At 56.7% G+C, this 15,355-nt stretch carries 15 protein-coding genes; 5 read left to right on the top strand and 10 right to left on the bottom strand.

What is annotated here, in order from left to right; translation table 11 throughout:
* Positions 1–5 precede the first annotated feature (5 nt).
* Positions 6–209, top strand: a complete 204-nt coding sequence (locus DC3_RS04125) for a hypothetical protein (protein ID WP_146882600.1) — start codon at positions 6–8, stop codon at positions 207–209.
* Positions 210–213: 4 nt separating this feature from the next.
* Here DC3_RS04125 and lepB read toward each other — a convergent pair whose 3' ends face one another.
* Entirely contained in the window at positions 214–753 is a 540-nt protein-coding gene (gene lepB / locus DC3_RS04120; protein WP_246130544.1) for a signal peptidase I, read from the bottom strand.
* Positions 754–1,064: 311 nt separating this feature from the next.
* Between lepB and ruvA the strand changes: the two genes are divergently transcribed.
* The 3 genes from ruvA to DC3_RS04105 all read left to right on the top strand — a co-directional run bounded on the left by ruvA (position 1,065) and on the right by DC3_RS04105 (position 3,936).
* A complete protein-coding gene (gene ruvA, locus DC3_RS04115; protein WP_146882597.1) occupies positions 1,065–1,658 on the top strand; it encodes a Holliday junction branch migration protein RuvA in 594 nt (197 codons plus the stop codon).
* Positions 1,659–1,916: 258 nt separating this feature from the next.
* Entirely contained in the window at positions 1,917–3,152 is a 1,236-nt protein-coding gene (locus tag DC3_RS04110; protein WP_146882595.1) for a HEAT repeat domain-containing protein, read from the top strand.
* A 73-nt stretch (positions 3,153–3,225) separates the two neighbouring features.
* Entirely contained in the window at positions 3,226–3,936 is a 711-nt protein-coding gene (locus DC3_RS04105) for a hypothetical protein (RefSeq protein ID WP_146882593.1), read from the top strand.
* Between the two features lie 40 nt (positions 3,937–3,976).
* Here the strand turns inward: DC3_RS04105 and lysS are convergent, their stop codons facing one another.
* The 5 genes from lysS to sdhC form a co-directional block, all read right to left on the bottom strand.
* Positions 3,977–5,500: a lysine--tRNA ligase gene (lysS, locus tag DC3_RS04100; protein ID WP_146882592.1), complete on the bottom strand. Its 1,524-nt coding sequence runs from the start codon at positions 5,498–5,500 to the stop codon at positions 3,977–3,979.
* A gap of 337 nt (positions 5,501–5,837) precedes the next feature.
* Entirely contained in the window at positions 5,838–6,545 is a 708-nt protein-coding gene (locus tag DC3_RS04095; RefSeq protein WP_146882590.1) for a succinate dehydrogenase iron-sulfur subunit, read from the bottom strand.
* Between the two features lie 14 nt (positions 6,546–6,559).
* Entirely contained in the window at positions 6,560–8,314 is a 1,755-nt protein-coding gene (gene sdhA / locus DC3_RS04090) for a succinate dehydrogenase flavoprotein subunit (RefSeq protein WP_146882588.1), read from the bottom strand.
* Between the two features lie 9 nt (positions 8,315–8,323).
* Positions 8,324–8,716, bottom strand: a complete 393-nt coding sequence (locus tag DC3_RS04085; RefSeq protein ID WP_146882916.1) for a succinate dehydrogenase hydrophobic membrane anchor subunit — start codon at positions 8,714–8,716, stop codon at positions 8,324–8,326.
* 2 nt (positions 8,717–8,718) lie between these two features.
* On the bottom strand, positions 8,719–9,090 hold the full coding sequence (gene sdhC, locus DC3_RS04080) for a succinate dehydrogenase, cytochrome b556 subunit (RefSeq protein WP_146882586.1): 372 nt from the start codon (positions 9,088–9,090) through the stop codon (positions 8,719–8,721).
* A gap of 486 nt (positions 9,091–9,576) precedes the next feature.
* Here sdhC and speD point away from each other — a divergent pair, with 486 nt between their 5' ends.
* Entirely contained in the window at positions 9,577–10,017 is a 441-nt protein-coding gene (speD, locus tag DC3_RS04075; protein WP_146882584.1) for an adenosylmethionine decarboxylase, read from the top strand.
* Between the two features lie 83 nt (positions 10,018–10,100).
* Here speD and DC3_RS04070 read toward each other — a convergent pair whose 3' ends face one another.
* The 4 genes from DC3_RS04070 to tsf form a co-directional block, all read right to left on the bottom strand.
* On the bottom strand, positions 10,101–12,086 hold the full coding sequence (locus DC3_RS04070) for a protein kinase domain-containing protein (RefSeq protein WP_146882582.1): 1,986 nt from the start codon (positions 12,084–12,086) through the stop codon (positions 10,101–10,103).
* A gap of 65 nt (positions 12,087–12,151) precedes the next feature.
* Positions 12,152–13,135, bottom strand: a complete 984-nt coding sequence (gene hemB / locus DC3_RS04065; protein WP_146882580.1) for a porphobilinogen synthase — start codon at positions 13,133–13,135, stop codon at positions 12,152–12,154.
* Between the two features lie 416 nt (positions 13,136–13,551).
* Positions 13,552–14,268, bottom strand: a complete 717-nt coding sequence (gene pyrH / locus DC3_RS04060; RefSeq protein WP_146882579.1) for a UMP kinase — start codon at positions 14,266–14,268, stop codon at positions 13,552–13,554.
* 171 nt (positions 14,269–14,439) lie between these two features.
* A complete protein-coding gene (gene tsf, locus DC3_RS04055) occupies positions 14,440–15,249 on the bottom strand; it encodes a translation elongation factor Ts (RefSeq protein ID WP_146882577.1) in 810 nt (269 codons plus the stop codon).
* Between the last annotated feature and the right edge of the window lie 106 nt (positions 15,250–15,355).

The raw sequence follows: 15,355 nt of genomic DNA, 5'->3' as shown, positions 1-15,355 counted from the left end.
CACCCATGAAAAAAACGCTGTTGACCATCCTGTTTTTGCTCTCCCCTCTGTCCTGGAGCAGTGCTGCTCCCACCTGCCCCCCACCGGATCAGTGTCTCGCTTCTTCTGGCAGCCCCTGTGCCTGCGAAGACCCCGAACCTGAGCCCCAGCCTTGTGTGCCCGATCCCAAAGGCAGATGGTTCTGCCTGGACCCCATCTCGGAAACCTGAATCCTCAGAACAGAGGAACCACAGGCCCTGCCAGATCCCTGAACTTCACAGGACCGTAATACCTGGAATCCACACTGCTGCCAGTGGAGCGATTGTCTCCCAGCACAAAATATTCATCTGATTTGAGGGTCACCTCAGGCATGCTGTCTGCGCCCCGGGCCGTTTTGATGTAAGGCTCGGGGATTTTTTCGCCGTTCAGGTACACCTCCCCTTCCCGGAGTTCGATGCGGTCTCCAGGTTTTCCGATCAGGCGTTTGACCATGTAAGGGCGGTATTCGATGCCAAACCAGCCCTTCTCGATGGAGTATTCGCTCCCCTCAGGGGCTTTGAGCACCAGCAACTGGCCGTATTGTGGAAAAGAACGGGACAGGCCCCAGGCAGAGAACCATCTGGCATACTTCAGGACCAGCACACGCTCACCTTCATGCAGTGTGGGGGCCATGCTGTCTCCACTGACGGTTCCAAAGGTCACCACAAAAGTCAGAAGCAGGTAGAGGGGCAAAAAGGTCAGGAGGACCCATTCTTTCAGGAAACGCTTCAGCACCCAACCAGTGTACGCAGCCTGCATGAGAGATGGGCCGAGAGCCGAGAGCCGGCGGCCCAGTGCGACCCAGCCGCCTGGGGAGCACGGAGTCAGGGCCAAGACAGAGCCGAGAGCAACGTTAATTTCTGGACTGAGGATGTCAAGACAAACCCAGGCCCTTAGCTGAACAGAAGGAAAGCCTTGAAAAACGTGGCCCCCGGATGAATTCGTCTGCTTGCATTTTTCTCTCCTTTTCTTGCCATACGCAAAAATATGAGCTGGTATTCAGCCCTCGGCCCTTTGCCCTCAGCAGTATCTGGTAAAGTATTCCCGTGATTGCTTACCTCGAAGGAACCGTCAAAGCCACTCGGGAAAGCGCTGTGATTGTGCTGTGCGCAGGGGTGGGGTACGAGGTCTTTGTGGCCCGTCCCACACTCGACAAATGCAAACCCGGAGACACCATCGAGCTTTTCACCCGCATGGTGGTCCGTGAAGATTCCATGACGCTGTACGGGTTCCACCATGTGGACCTCCAGCAGATGTTTGATATCCTGACAGGCGTTTCTGGCGTGGGTCCCAAACTGGCCCTGGCCATGCTCTCCCAGCTTCCCATCAATGTGCTGGCAGGGGCCATTCTGGATGGGGACAGCAAACTCCTCTCCAGCGTGTCCGGGGTGGGAAAACGCACGGCTGAGCGTCTGGTGCTGGAATTGCAGGGCAAGATCCCTGAACAGCTTCGCGCAGGGAGCACGGGCAAGAAGGCCGCTGTGCAGCGCAACCCAAATGAAAGAGATGCCATTGATGCCCTGATTGCACTGGGCTACCGTGAAGTTCATGTGCGGACGGTGGTGTCAGAGCTCACTTCAGAGAACCCGGAGGCCACAACAGACCTGTTGATTCGCAAGGGCCTCTCCAAGTTAAAATGAGTGAAAGTTTTCAGTTTTTGTAATGGAGGATGGTTTTCGATCTAGACGTTCAAAACACCCACTTTTCAGATCCCATGACTGGGATGTTAGAATGAGGTTTATAAGTATAGACTTAAGGGACACGGTGCAAAACAGCGTCAGCTCACCTTCCGCAAAAGACAGGGTCCAGAGCATGTCAACGTGTAAGAGCACAGTGAGAAAGCTGTAAGACGCAGCCCGTAGTATGGAACTAGAAGCTCTAGACAGGCGGAGGCTAACGTGGACGTACTTCAACTCTTCAGACGAATCACGCGCACGACAGAGAGTCGGCCCACCAGACCCAATCTGATGGCCACGCTCTTTGGACTGGGGCGCAGAAACACCAAGTCCAACGATACCGACTGGTCAATGCTCGAAGACGCACTTGGTCCTGCGGACGCCATTCCCAGCCTGATCAAATCCCTGGAATCTGAAGACCGCAAGAGTCGACAGACTGCCCTGGAAGCGCTGGAAGACCGCTTGATCCACCAGGGTGCCTTCGTGTTCGAGGCCACCCCCCACGCCGTCCCAGTGATGGTCAAGGCGCTGGAGAATGAAGACCTGCTCGACCGCTATGCGATTGTTCGCATGCTGATCAAGATCGGTCACGGCGTCAGCGTTTTCGAACAGTTCGACCAGTCCGATGCATTGCAAGACGCAATGAAGCAACAACTCAACACCCCCGAGATGATGGAGCAGCGCAAACGCAACGACGAATGGGTGCAAAATGCCCACCGTGCCGTGCGTGGTGCTGTTCCTGCCATCGAGAAGCTGCTGTTGTCCTCTGACCGCCGCTTGCGGTCCTGGGCCACCTTCTTCCTCGGTGAATTCGGTGTGGAAGACCCCCGCATCCTGGCTGCCCTGATGGGCATCATGCGCAGCGACACCAACTCCCATGTGCGCGCCACTGGTGCATTTGCGGTTTCCCGTGGCACCCCCGCTCCTGTGGTTGCTGGTGAAATCAAGAACGCTCTGGACAAAGAAGGCCACCCTCTCACCCGTCTGGTGATGGCCATGAGCCTGGCCCGACTCCTCAAGGAATACACCCCTGAAGAAGTCGAGCAGTCCATCGTCAAGGCCCTCGTGGAACCCGAAATGGTCGAAGAAGCCTACGCTGACCTCCCCTGGGTGCAGAACAAACTGCACGTGGATGTCATCGCCTGCCTCTCCATCCTCGGTGAAGAAGCCCTGCAGCGCACCCTCAATGCCCTCTCTGCTTCCGACAAGGACACCGCCACGGCCAGCGTGAAGCCCCTCCTCAACCGCCTGCTGATGTCCGTGTTCTACAAGCGTCCCAAGCAGACCCCCGAGGCCCTCACCCTGCGCCAGAAGCAGACCATCATGTACCTGACCAGCCACAAAAACCTGTGGAGTGAGCACTACGAGTCCAGCCTGAAAGACATCCTCAAGGCCTTCAAACTCCCCACAGACCGCATGGAACTGATCCAGTACGTCGGCATGACCCCGAGCGCCTGAACCCCCTGTGCAAACCTGCCCCTCTCCGGAGGGGTTTTTTCATTTGGGCTCAGTGTATGATGGCTTTGAGTTTGTGTCATCCGTACCCCGAGGTCAACCTGTGATTTCCATCCGTCAAACCCTGATCGACGTTTCTGTCCTGCTGATTCGAAAACCCCTGGTGATCTTCTGGTCTTTCGTGACCGGATTCCTGACCGGTCTGACCGGACAGTTGCTGCTTGGCACTGGCGCGGCAGCCCTGCAGCGTTACCTGATCGGTGGCCTGCGAGGTGAAAAAGGCCAGGGCCTGCGCTGGGATGGGGTCTTCACCACCACCCACCTGCTGCTGAGCCTGCTCTTCATGGGCCTCAGCTTCCTGATCCTGTTGTTTTTTGGAGGGGCAAGCTTTCTGGTGCTGGACCTGCTGGCCAACACCATGATCACCCTGATTTTTCTGTACAGCTTTGTGGTAGCCCGTGCAGACCTCACTGTCGCACAGGTCTTGCAGCAAAATGCCGAGCTGATCCGCAAGGGCGACCTCTGGAAACAGGTGGCCCTGGTGTTCCTGTGGTCCTACCTGCAATATCTGGCAGGCAGTCAGATTCCTGCCCCTAACATCACCTTCAATGACATGATGAACCTCAATCCAGATCAGGCCGAGGAGCTCCTGCGCTTTTTCATGTCCTACGCGCTGATGATGTGGGTGTCTTACACGGTGGGCAGCATGGTGGTCGCGTCCTGGTACCACCAGTTGACCGATCCTGCAAGGCAAAAGGACAAAATCGAACTGAAAAAAGAGGCGTGATTCACGCCTCTTTTTGATGTGTCTGGTTCTGTTTTGACCTTCAGCCCTGTTCTTCAGAAGGGTCCTGGCTGGCCTCTTCGTGGGCTGCTTTGTGCTTTTCAGGCTTCATCAGGGGGAACAGCAGCACGTCACGGATGCTTTCCTTGTCGGTCAACAGCATCACCAGACGGTCAATTCCAATGCCCAGTCCTCCTGCAGGGGGCATTCCGTACTCCAGAGCGGTGAGGAAGTCCTCGTCCTGCTCGTGGGCCTCATCGTCTCCGGCTTCGCGGCGCTGGGTCTGGCTTTCAAAGCGCTGGCGTTGATCCAGAGCGTCGTTGAGCTCACTGAAGGCGTTGGCCAGCTCAAAGCCCATGCCGAAGAGTTCAAAGCGCTCTGTGACCCCTTCCAGGCTGCGGTGCTTCTTGGCCAGAGGGCTGATCACCAGGGGGTGGTGAATCACGAAGGTGGGGTTCACTAGGCCAGGCTCGACGTACTCCCCGAAAAGTTTGTCCAGCAGCTTGTAGTCCGGCACTTTCTTCCACTGGGGGTAACGGGCATCGCAGAACTCGCGGAGTTTTGGCAGATCCAGGGGATCAAAGTCCAGATCCGGCACTTTCTCTCTCAGGCTGCCGACATAATCCACCCGTGCAAAGGGTGCAGACCAGTTGACCTGCTGACCGTAGATCTCAAACTCGGTGCTGCCTTTCACGGCCACAGCGAGCGCAGAGAACAACTCTTCCACGAGCTTCATGATGTCCTCGTAGTCCACGTAAGCCCAGTACAGCTCCAGCATGGTGAACTCGGGGTTGTGGGTCTGGTCGATGCCCTCATTGCGGTACACACGGCCAATCTCGTAGACCCGCTCGAAACCACCCACCAGCAGGCGCTTGAGGTGCAGCTCCAGTGCAATGCGCAGGAAGAAATCATGGGACAGGGCATTGTGGTGGGTCACGAAAGGCTTGGCCTCTGTGCCCCCTGCGATGGCCTGAATGGTGGGACCTTCCACTTCCATGAAATCCCGGTCATCCAGGAAGTTCCGGATGAAACGCACAATTCTGGAGCGGAGTTTGAAGGTTTCCCGCACATCCTGATTGACCATCAGGTCCAGGTAGCGCTGGCGGTAACGGGTCTCGATGTTCTGCAGACCGTAGTAGGAGCTGGGCAGAGGATGCAGGCTTTTCAGCAGGGGCTGCCACTCGGTCACATGCAGGGTCACCTGACCGGTCTTGGTCACGAAGGGGTAACCCTTCACACCCACAATGTCCCCAAGGTCGAGGTGCTTCACTGCAGCAAAGTGGGGCACTTCTTTCTTGTTGAAGTAAATCTGCACTTTGCCCTTCTCATCCTGCAGGTCTCCGAAGGCCGCCCCCCCCATCACCCGCAGGTTGGTGAGACGCCCTGCCAGAGCGTAAGTGTCCTCGGGCCACTGCTGTCCGGGCTCCACTTCGGTGTATTTTTTCAGGATGTCCTGGCTGTGGTGCGTCTGGGGATAAGTGTAAGGGTAGGCTTCAAAGCCCATTTCAATCAGCGCCTTCTGGTTCTTGAGGCGCGCCACGGTCTGTTCGTGCAATTCCTGCGACATGGTTTACAGGATACCGAAAAAGGGGCGGGACATGAAGACCTGTGCTACACAGATATTCCTGTTTTAAGCGCTTTGGGGACAAGATCCCCCCTGCCTTGCCGGTGCGAAGCACCCAGCAAGGCTGTCCCCCCTTAGAGAAAGGGGGTTGGTGCTGCACTGAACTTAAAGCCATACCAGACGCACACCAAGTCCCCCTTCGTTAAGGGGGACCGCCTGGAGCTTTAGCGACAGGCAGGGGGATCTGACGTGGCAGCACCCTCAAACAACACAAAACCCCCTCCCAGAACTCCAGAAGGGGGTGTAGGGGCGCAGCGTGCTGCGCCTTCAAACTCAAGAATCAGACTTTCTGGTACAGCACTGCGCGTTTGACTTCCTCGATCAGTTCGGTGATGGGGATGTCTCTGGGGCAGGCTTCGGTGCAGTTGTAGGCGGTGCGGCAACGCCACACGCCCGTGTTCTGGTTGAGCACTTTCAGGCGCTGGTCACTGCCCTTGTCACGGGAGTCGAAGATGAAACGGTGGGCCTGCACGATGCTGGCTGGACCGAGGTAACGTCCGTTGACCCAGAAGATGGGGCAGGAGGTGGTGCAGCAGGCGCACAGGATGCACTTGGTGCCTTCATCGAAGATGGCCCGATCTTCCACACTCTGCAGGCGCTCTCCTGCGGGGGCGGGATCATCGTTGATGAAGAAGGGCATCACGGCGCGGTAGGCGTCGAAGAAGGGTTCCATGTCGACCAGCAGGTCGCGCTCCACCTTGAGGCCACGGATGGGCTCGACGGTGATGGTGCCGCCTTCTTTGGTGAGGTCTTTCACCAGAATTTTGCAGGCGAGGCGGTTTCTGCCGTTGATCAGCATGGCGTCGCTTCCGCAAATGCCGTGGGCACAGCTGCGGCGGTAGGTCAGGGTGGAGTCCATGTACCACTTGATGTGGTTGAGGAGGTCCAGCACCCGGTCTCCTGGTTCACATTCCACAGCGAAAGACTGCCAGGTTGGCTTTTTGTCTTTCTCTGGGTTGTATCTCTGAACTTTGACGGTGACTTTCATCAGGTCTGGTCTCCTTAGTACACCCGGGGTTTGGGCACGAAGTTCAGGGTTTCACCCTTCAGGACGACGGGCTTGTACTTGAGAATGACGTTTCCGGGGTTTTGCATGTCCCGGTAGGCCATGGTGTGTTTCAGCCAGTCATTGTCGTTGCGCTCGGTGAAGTCCTCACGGTCGTGGGCGCCACGGGATTCCTTGCGGTTCAGGGCACTGGCCGTCATGGCTTCTGCAATGTCCAGCAGGAACCCGAGCTCTAAAGCTTCCACGAGTTCGGTGTTGTAGCGTGCGCTGGGGTCGGCGACGGACACGTTCTTGTAGCGGGCCTGCAGTTCTTTCACGATCTGGATCTGGGCTTCCATGTCCTTGCCGTTGCGGAAGATGCCCACGTTCATCATCATGGTGTCCTGCAGCTCTTTGCGGATCTTGGCGGCATTGTCGCTGCCACTTCCGTTGCGCAGGCGCTCGATGAGGCCTTTGGAGAACGCGTCGGGGTTGTTGGGCAGGGTTTCAAACTCTGCTTTCTGGGCGTACTTGGCTGCGGCCAGACCGGCACGGCGTCCGAACACGATCAGGTCCCCGAGGGAGTTGGTGCCCAGACGGTTGGCTCCGTGGAGGCTCACGCAGGCCACTTCCCCTGCGGCGTACAGACCGCGCACCTGGGTGCCGTCTTCGCTGGCGAGGGCTTCCCCGTCGATGGTGGTGGGCACCCCACCCATCGCGTAGTGTGCGGTGGGCTGGATCGGAACGAGTTCTTTCACCGGGTCCACACCGAGGTAGGTGCGGGCAAAGTCGGTGATGTCGGGGAGGCGGCTTTCGATGATGTCCTTGGGCAGGTGGGTCAGGTCGAGCATAATGGCGTCTTTTTCCTTGCCCACCCCGCGTCCTTCACGGATTTCACGGTAGATGGCACGGGACACCATGTCGCGGGGCGCCAGGTCCTTGATGGTGGGCGCATAACGCTCCATGAAGCGCTCTCCGCTGTCGTTCCTGAGGATTCCCCCTTCACCACGGGCACCTTCGGTGATCAGAATCCCGAGTTTGGCGATGCCGGTGGGGTGGAACTGGTAGAACTCCAGGTCCTCGAGGGGCAGGCCTTTGCGGTAGTAGATGCTCATCAGGTCGCCGGTCAGGGACAGGGCGTTGCTGGTGATCTTGAAGACGCGACCATAACCACCGGAGGCCAGAATCACGGCCTTGGCATGGAAGGTGTGGATTTCGCCGCTGGACAGTTCCAGGGCCACCACGCCTTTGCAGACGTTGTCCTCGATGATCAGGTCCAGCACCTGGAACTCGTTGTAGAAGGTGGTTCCTGCTTTGACGTTCTGTTGGTAGAGGGTCTGCAGGATCATGTGACCGGTGCGGTCCACGGCGTAGCAGGCGCGTTCCACGGCAGATTTGCCGTATTCGCGGGTGTGCCCACCGAATTTGCGCTGGGCGATCTTGCCATTGTCCAGACGGCTGAAGGGCAGGCCCATGTGTTCGAGTTCGTACACAGCCTCGATCACGTCTTTGGCGAAGATTTCAGCTGCGTCCTGGTCGGTGAGGTAGTCGCCACCTTTGATGGTGTCGAACATGTGCCATTCCCAGTGGTCCTCGTTGACGTTACCGAGGGCTGCACCCACGCCACCCTGCGCTGCTCCGGTGTGGGAGCGGGTGGGGTACAGTTTGCTGATCACAGCGACAGAGACATTTTTGCTTTTCGCGGCATACAGTGAGGCCATGAGACCTGCTCCACCTGCGCCGACCACAAGGACATCGTAACGGTGATGCATATTGGCTCCTTAAAGCTCGGGCTTGAAGGTGTAAAGGCCGATGGTGCCCCACACGAAGATCACACCGACGATGGTGTAGAAGATGGCTTTGACCCAGAACCGGGTGCTCTTGTTGGGAAGGTAGTCTTCCATGACGTAACGGGCACCGTTCACACCGTGCAGACCCGCGAGCACCATGATCAGCCAGTCGTACAGCTTCCAGACAGGCTGCTGGAGTTTGGTGACAATGGTCTCGTAACTGGCAGACTGGGACTCAGGAACGGAGATGAAGGTCATGTAGATGTGGCCAAGCACCAGGAACATCAGCACGATTCCACTGACGCGCATGAACACCCACCAGAACAGTTCAGCGTTGCCGGTGGCCTGGGCCTTGGCGTCTTCAAAACGTTTCGCGCGAATCATCATCAACCTCCGTGTTCAGCCAGCACACGCATCAGGGTCAGCACGCCGGTCAGGATTCCACCGATGGCACTGATCACCAGCACAACATAGAACAGCTCGCGCTGAATCTTGACGCCCCAGCCTGCGAAATCCATGAAGATGATGCGCAGTCCGTTCAGGGCGTGGTACAGCACGCCAGCGGTCACAAACACCAGACCCATCGAGAATAGCCAGTGGCTTTCCACAGCATGCACAGCCTCGTAGGCGTCTCTGCTGATGGCAATCGACCCGATGGAGAGGATGTGTAAAAGCAGGTACAGCAGGATGGCCAGCCCCGAAATGCGGTGCAGGACAAATGCCCACTGTCCTTCCTTGCCTCGATACCCTCCGATCATGTTCTCCTCCTTGAGAATCCTTTAACGTCGGTTAAACAACACGTTATAGTGTAGCACGTTCTTCTCGAAATGGTGTTTTAACTACACTACAGTGTGGTCCCGGTGACCTGCCTCAAGCCTACTCCTGCTTGAGAGCATGATGAGAGGGTCATTCGTCTAGATGGAGCCAGGATGGTCTAGTCATTTCAGCCCTGGCACCCGATCATCGAATCGTTTTATTAATGTGAAATTTTGCACAAACACTTCATTCTCTGCTGATTTTTGGTCCCTTTTCTGGACATTTGCTCCCTCAGCAACCTCAAAGAACAGGAATTCTCCTGCATTAAAGAAATTTTAAATGTTGTTTCTGTGTTCCTAAACACGACTTTTTTAGCTTTTTACCAGAATTTTTCAGAATGCAGAAAAATCATGCTCTTTTGTTTGACGGGTCCTCTCACTCATGTATAATTAATCCCGTTGCCTTGTCAAGGCAAAAGGAGGCCTATTTTGGAACTGTTCGGCTTCGGACCCCACTTGATGATCGATGGTTATCACGCCGCCTCTGAAAAACTGGAAGACGCAGCCCTCCTGGAGGACATCCTGCGAGACCTTCCCCGGGCAATCGACATGACTGTGGTGCTGCCTCCCGCTGTGACCGAATACCAGGGCCTCACCGAAGACGACTCGGGATACACCGGCGTCGTGATCATTGCAGAATCGCACATTGCGATTCACACCTTCCCCAGACGCGGCTTTGTCAGCGTCGACATCTTCTCCTGCAAAGAATTTGACGCCCAGCATGCCCTGAATTATCTCGTTGAGAAACTGGACATCGGACGATACGACACCCACTTCATCAACAGAGGCAAAGAGTTTCCCAAAGACCTTTCCGTGGTGGAAAAAATCCTCTCCGGAGAACGGGAATACCTCGCTGCACGTCTGGCTTGACCACCCTCAAAACCACAAGGCTCCATCAAAAAAGAGGCTGGAAATCCAGCCTCTTTTGCATGTTTTGTGTCTCTGTTGAGGGGTCAGGCTTTGACCGACACAGGAACCGTCCTGCGCACACTGAACGCCAGCACAGGGGCCAGGGCGTCCAGCATGCCCATCAGTTGCCCATCGGCAGAGTACTTGCGGATCAGCTGTCCACCTTTGCGGGCAGCGTAAATGTGCCCCTCGTGGTCCACATCAATCATCAGTTCACCGGAAGGCTCACCGTGCCAGGGATCGATCAGGACAGCAGAAACAGGTTTTCCAGCCGGGCTCATGACGCGAATGCGGCTGCTGCTGGCATCGCTGACCAGCACATTGCCCTTGAGGTCCACACCAACACCATCCAGGGTCTGGAGGGCCTGAGCGTCCTTGGACTGTTTGAAAGCCACCCTGGAAATGTAGGTCCCATCAGGACTGAACCGCTGGACCTCGCGAAGCTGGGTGTCCAGCACGAACACAAACTCATCGTTGGCAGCGATCATGCGTGGTTCACGGAAAGTGCCCTGCCCATCTCCACGGCCCCCGAACTTGCGGACCATCTCCCCTTCCAGGGTGTACTCCTGCACCATGCAGGTGTCCAGATCCAGAGCGTAAATGCGTTTGCTGGGCGTAACAGCCACGGAAACAAGGTTCAGCAGGTTCCCCTCTTTCAGGCCGTAAGGAGCAAATCCGCCCACGAGTTCCATTTCGCTGTTCAGAATGCGCAACATCGGAGCATTGGCGGTTTTGTAATCCACCACCCCAACCAGGAGGTTCCCATCTGGCAGGTAATGGCAGGCCACAGGAATGGTGGGCAACACACCAGACTCCATGTTTCCGAGCCCCTGCAGGAGGTTCCCCTGGGTGTCCAGAACACGAATGAAATTCTGGCCGCTGTTGGTGACCACCACCAGTGTGCTGGGCAGGCTGGGGATGGAGTTGTCCACCAGATCTCCCGAATCAATCAGACGCAGAACCTCATCCAGCGTGGGACGGTTGGCGGGGTCCTTTTCCAGCATGCGCATGATCAGGTCGTTCAGGGAGATGGGAATCCGCACATTGTACTGGCGGGGTGGGGTGGGCACATCAAACACCTGCTGGTGCACCACCACATCGTAGCTTCCAGCAAATGGGGTGCGTCCGGCAGCCATTTCGTACATGACCATTCCAAGGCTGTAGATGTCACTGCGGGCATCGACACTGCCCCCCTTGGCCTGCTCAGGGCTCATGTAGATCGGGGTCCCAACACGACCCGCTCCCACGCTCAGACGGGAAACCGCCTGACCCACAGCAATGCCGAAGTCCATCAGGCGCACCTGGTAGGACTCGATGTCCCCCTGGGTGATCTGGTCGCGCATCAACATGATGTTGGAGGGCTTCACATCCCGGTGCACCAGACCCTGTGAGTGGATGTAGCGCAGGGCATCACACACCGCCCGTGAGATGTTCAGCACAGAAGGCACACTGACCGGCTGGGAGAGCATGTACCCCTCAAGGGACTGGCCTTTGACGTACTCCATGATCATGTAAAAGGGCTGGGTGTCAGCATTGTAGTCAAAGACCCGCACGATGTTGGGATGCTCCAGTCGCTTGAGGGTGGCGGCCTCCTGCACAAAACGGCGCAGCACTTTGTTGTCCCCAAAGTGTTTTTCCAGAGGAACCTTGATGGCAACGAGTTTCTCATCTTCCAGGCGTCTGGCCAGATGAACCACAGCCATCCCCCCTTCTCCGATGCGTTCCAGGATCTGGTAACCCCGGATGTTCAGTTGCAGTTCCCCGCCCTGGCGGACCAGTCGCGCTCTGGGTTTCCGCCGCTGTTTTCGGTTCGGTCCTTTCACTGGCACAAACTTTGTCACGTAAAAGCTGGTGCCAATCAGGAAGCTGGCAATCAAAGCCGGAGTGAGCGCACGCTCAACCGTACTGAAACTGACCAGGTAGGTGACGAAGAGCAGAGTGATCACTGCCAGGGCCAGGGCCAGAACGCGTTCTGACGTCCGGTACCACAGCACACCACTCACAACAAAAATCAGGATCAACCAAACCATTTTGCTCCCTAAGAGTGCGGTTTATTCTCATAGGATAGCAAATTTTAGAGTTTGTTAAGAAGCCATTACGATTTTAACCACCGGGCTACGTCCAGCGCGTGATAAGTCAGGATGGCGTCCGCTCCGGCCCTTCTCATGCTGGTCAGGGTCTCCAGAACAATGCGCTGTTCATCGATGTATCCGGCCTGGGCAGCGGCCTTGACCATGGCATACTCACCGGACACGTTGTAAGCCACCACCGGAAGTTGCGTGTTGTCCCGCACAACGCGCAAAACGTCCAGGTAAGCCAGTGCGGGTTTGACCATCAGGAAGTCCGCACCCTCGGCTTCATCGAGGCTGGACTCCCTCAGGGCCTCACGGTATCCCGACGCAGGATTCATCTGGTAGGTCTTTTTGTCTCCCATCTTGGGTGCACTGTCCAGCGCTGTTCTGAAAGGCCCATAGTATGCAGAGGCATACTTGGTTGAGTAGGACATGATCATGACCCGCTCAAAGCCTGCCTCATCGAGTGCAGCCCTTAAAGCACCAATGCGCCCATCCATCATGTCTGAAGGGGCCACAATGTCTGCACCTGCTGCGGCCTGCGTCAGGGCCATCTTGATCAGCACCTCAACTGTTTCATCGTTGAGGATCTCCCCTGCTTCAGAGACAATTCCATCGTGACCGTCAGAAGAATAAGGGTCCAGAGCCACATCCGTGATCAACAGAAGCTCAGGAAGTTCTTTCTTAAACGCCCGGATGGTGCGGGCAAAGAGGCCTTCAGGATTGTGGCTTTCGGAGCCGTATTTGTCTTTCAGACCATTTGGAATTGCAGGAAACAGGGCCACCCCTTTGATGCCCAGATTCCAGGCCTCTCTGGCATGCTCAATTGCCAGATCGATCGAGTAACGGTGAATCCCGGGCATGGCAGCCACGGGAGTCTTCACTCCCTCCCCTTCTTCAATGAACATGGGGTAGAGCAAATGACGGGGTTCCAGCGTGGTCTCACGCACGATTTCACGGATGCTGTGGCTAGAACGCAGGCGGCGGGGACGGTAGGTCAAATCCATAAAGTACAGGATACCCAAAGTGGGCGGGACGAAAAACCCGGAATTGCACGATGGTGGGAAAAGCCGAGAACCCAGAGCCGAGGGCAAAAGACAAAAATTGTTGCATTGCAGGGTCAGAGTTTCTGAGATTCTTTTCTGGGGGAGCAATATGCTGCACCCTCCTGTGAAAAATCCAGAATTAAAACCTGTAGGGGCGAGGCGTGCAGAGAATCCAGCTTGCGGATTCTCGTTTTGCACAAGATGCGTGCCTCGCCCTATTGGCAGAAACCCCAGATTTTCAGGACCATCCAGGAATCAAATCTTCCATCTGAGCGATCCATCCCTGCAAACTGTACTCAGCACTCAGCCCTCGGCCCTCGGCATCTATCAACAAAAAAGGCGAGCACATGGCCCGCCCCAATATGATTTTTGCTCAATCACTCTGCGCTGGAAATGAAGGTCCCGACTTTTTCACCACTGAGGAGGCGCACGAGGTTGCCTTCAGCGAAGATGTCAAAGACCACCAGTGGCAGCCCTTTGTCCTGACAGAGGGTCAGGGCAGTGGCGTCCATCACCTGCAGGCCACGGGCGACCACTTCGCGGTGGGAGATGCTGTCGATTTTGTAGGCATCGGGGTTCTTGCGGGGGTCGTCAGAATAGACCCCATCGACTTTGTTTTTGGCCATCAGGACCACTTCTGCCCCGACTTCCAGCGCACGCAGGGTGGCGGTGGTGTCGGTGGTGAAGAAGGGGTTCCCGGTGCCAGCACCGAAAATCACCACGCGGCCCTTTTCCAGATGACGAATGGCACGGCGGCGGATGTAGGGCTCAGCGACCTGGCTCATGGTGATGGCGGTTTGCACACGGGTGGGCTGACCGGCCTGCTCCAGAGCGTCTTGCAGGGCGATGGCGTTCATCACTGTGGCGATCATGCCCATGTAGTCGGCAGTGGCAGGGTCCATGCCCTCACCATTGCGTGCCCCACGCCACAGGTTGCCTGCACCGACCACGATGGCCAGTTCCACACCTGTGGCGTCTCTGGCCGCCTTGATCTCGCGGGCCAGGGCCGTGGTGGCCTCGTGGGAAATCCCAAATCCATTTTCGGCAGACAGAAATTCGCCGGACAACTTAAGGAGTACCCTCTTGTACGCCATGTTTCCTCCCGAAAAAGGGTGGAGCCTGTTGCTGTTCGCCAAAGCACTGCAAGTGCTTTTGGCTGAGCAAAGCGAATGGAACGGTCAGGACATTCGGTCATCCCTACAGTTCTTTTGCCGGGCTCGACAGGCTCCACCACATGAAAAAAGCGGGGAAAACCCCGCTTGAGATTATTTTGCGCCGATTTCGAAGCGAACGTAGGCGGTAACGGTGTTGTCACCAGCGTACTTGGCCACGGTCAGGCTGTTGTCCTTGACGAATTTCTGCTCCAGCAGAACGTTTTCTTCGTAGAACTTGCCGAGCTGGCCCGCCACGATTTTTTCAACGATCTGGGCAGGTTTGCCTTCGTTGAGGGCTTTGTTGGTGAGGATTTCACGCTCGGCTTCGATGGCGCTGCCGTCCACTTCGTTGCGGGTCAGGTAGCGGGGACGCTCTGCAGCCACGTGCAGGGCGATGTCCTTGGCCACTGCAGCATCGCCGCCGGTCAGGGCCACCAGGGCACCGATTTTGCCGTTGGAGTGTACGTAAGCGCCAATCACGCCGTCGGACTCCAGGTAGGCCACGCGGCTCAGCACAATGTTCTCACCGATTTTGCCTGCAGCGCCTTTGACAGCGGTGTCGGCAGTTTCGCCATTGCCGATTTCCACGTTGCGGAAGGCTTCGAGGTCGCTGGTTTTGGCAGCCAGGGCAGCCTCGGCAAGTTGCTTCACCAGAGCCTGGAAGTCGGCGTTGCGGGCCACGAAGTCGGTTTCGCTGTTCACTTCAACCATGGCAGCGCTCTTGCCGTCGTCGGAAACCTTGAAAGCCACGAGGCCTTCTTTGGCTTCACGGTCGGCTTTCTTGGCAGCTTTGACAATGCCGCGCTCGCGCAGCAGGGCCACAGCTTTTTCTTCGTTGCCTTCGGCATCGTTCAGTGCCTTTTTCACGTCAACAATTCCAGCGCCGGTCAGTTCGCGTACTTTTTTGATGGACTCCATCATGGCTGAATCTCCTTTATTTTGAGATGATTTTCACTCGGGTTGGGTGGTGCTCAGGTGTTTTGATGGTGCCCCAGACGTTTCAGTCCAGGGTCAATCCATCTGGTCG

Source organism: Deinococcus cellulosilyticus NBRC 106333 = KACC 11606 (genome assembly GCF_007990775.1).
GTDB classification, from domain to species: Bacteria; Deinococcota; Deinococci; order Deinococcales; family Deinococcaceae; genus Deinococcus_C; species Deinococcus_C cellulosilyticus.
Note: the sequence above shows the minus strand (reverse complement) of the source record. Positions and strands in the feature narration are given on the sequence as shown.

Excerpts from the sequence above, each read along its gene's own strand:
- DC3_RS04095 (WP_146882590.1), bottom strand. The coding sequence starts at position 6,545 with ATGAAAGTCACCGTCAAAGTTCAGAGATACAACCCAGAGAAAGACAAA.
- sdhC (WP_146882586.1), bottom strand. The coding sequence starts at position 9,090 with ATGATCGGAGGGTATCGAGGCAAGGAAGGACAGTGGGCATTTGTCCTG.
- DC3_RS04070 (WP_146882582.1), bottom strand. The coding sequence starts at position 12,086 with ATGGTTTGGTTGATCCTGATTTTTGTTGTGAGTGGTGTGCTGTGGTAC.
- lysS (WP_146882592.1), bottom strand. The coding sequence starts at position 5,500 with ATGTCGCAGGAATTGCACGAACAGACCGTGGCGCGCCTCAAGAACCAG.
- DC3_RS04125 (WP_146882600.1), top strand. The coding sequence starts at position 6 with ATGAAAAAAACGCTGTTGACCATCCTGTTTTTGCTCTCCCCTCTGTCC.
- tsf (WP_146882577.1), bottom strand. The coding sequence starts at position 15,249 with ATGATGGAGTCCATCAAAAAAGTACGCGAACTGACCGGCGCTGGAATT.
- pyrH (WP_146882579.1), bottom strand. The coding sequence starts at position 14,268 with ATGGCGTACAAGAGGGTACTCCTTAAGTTGTCCGGCGAATTTCTGTCT.
- sdhA (WP_146882588.1), bottom strand. The coding sequence starts at position 8,314 with ATGCATCACCGTTACGATGTCCTTGTGGTCGGCGCAGGTGGAGCAGGT.
- DC3_RS04085 (WP_146882916.1), bottom strand. The coding sequence starts at position 8,716 with ATGATTCGCGCGAAACGTTTTGAAGACGCCAAGGCCCAGGCCACCGGC.
- hemB (WP_146882580.1), bottom strand. The coding sequence starts at position 13,135 with ATGGATTTGACCTACCGTCCCCGCCGCCTGCGTTCTAGCCACAGCATC.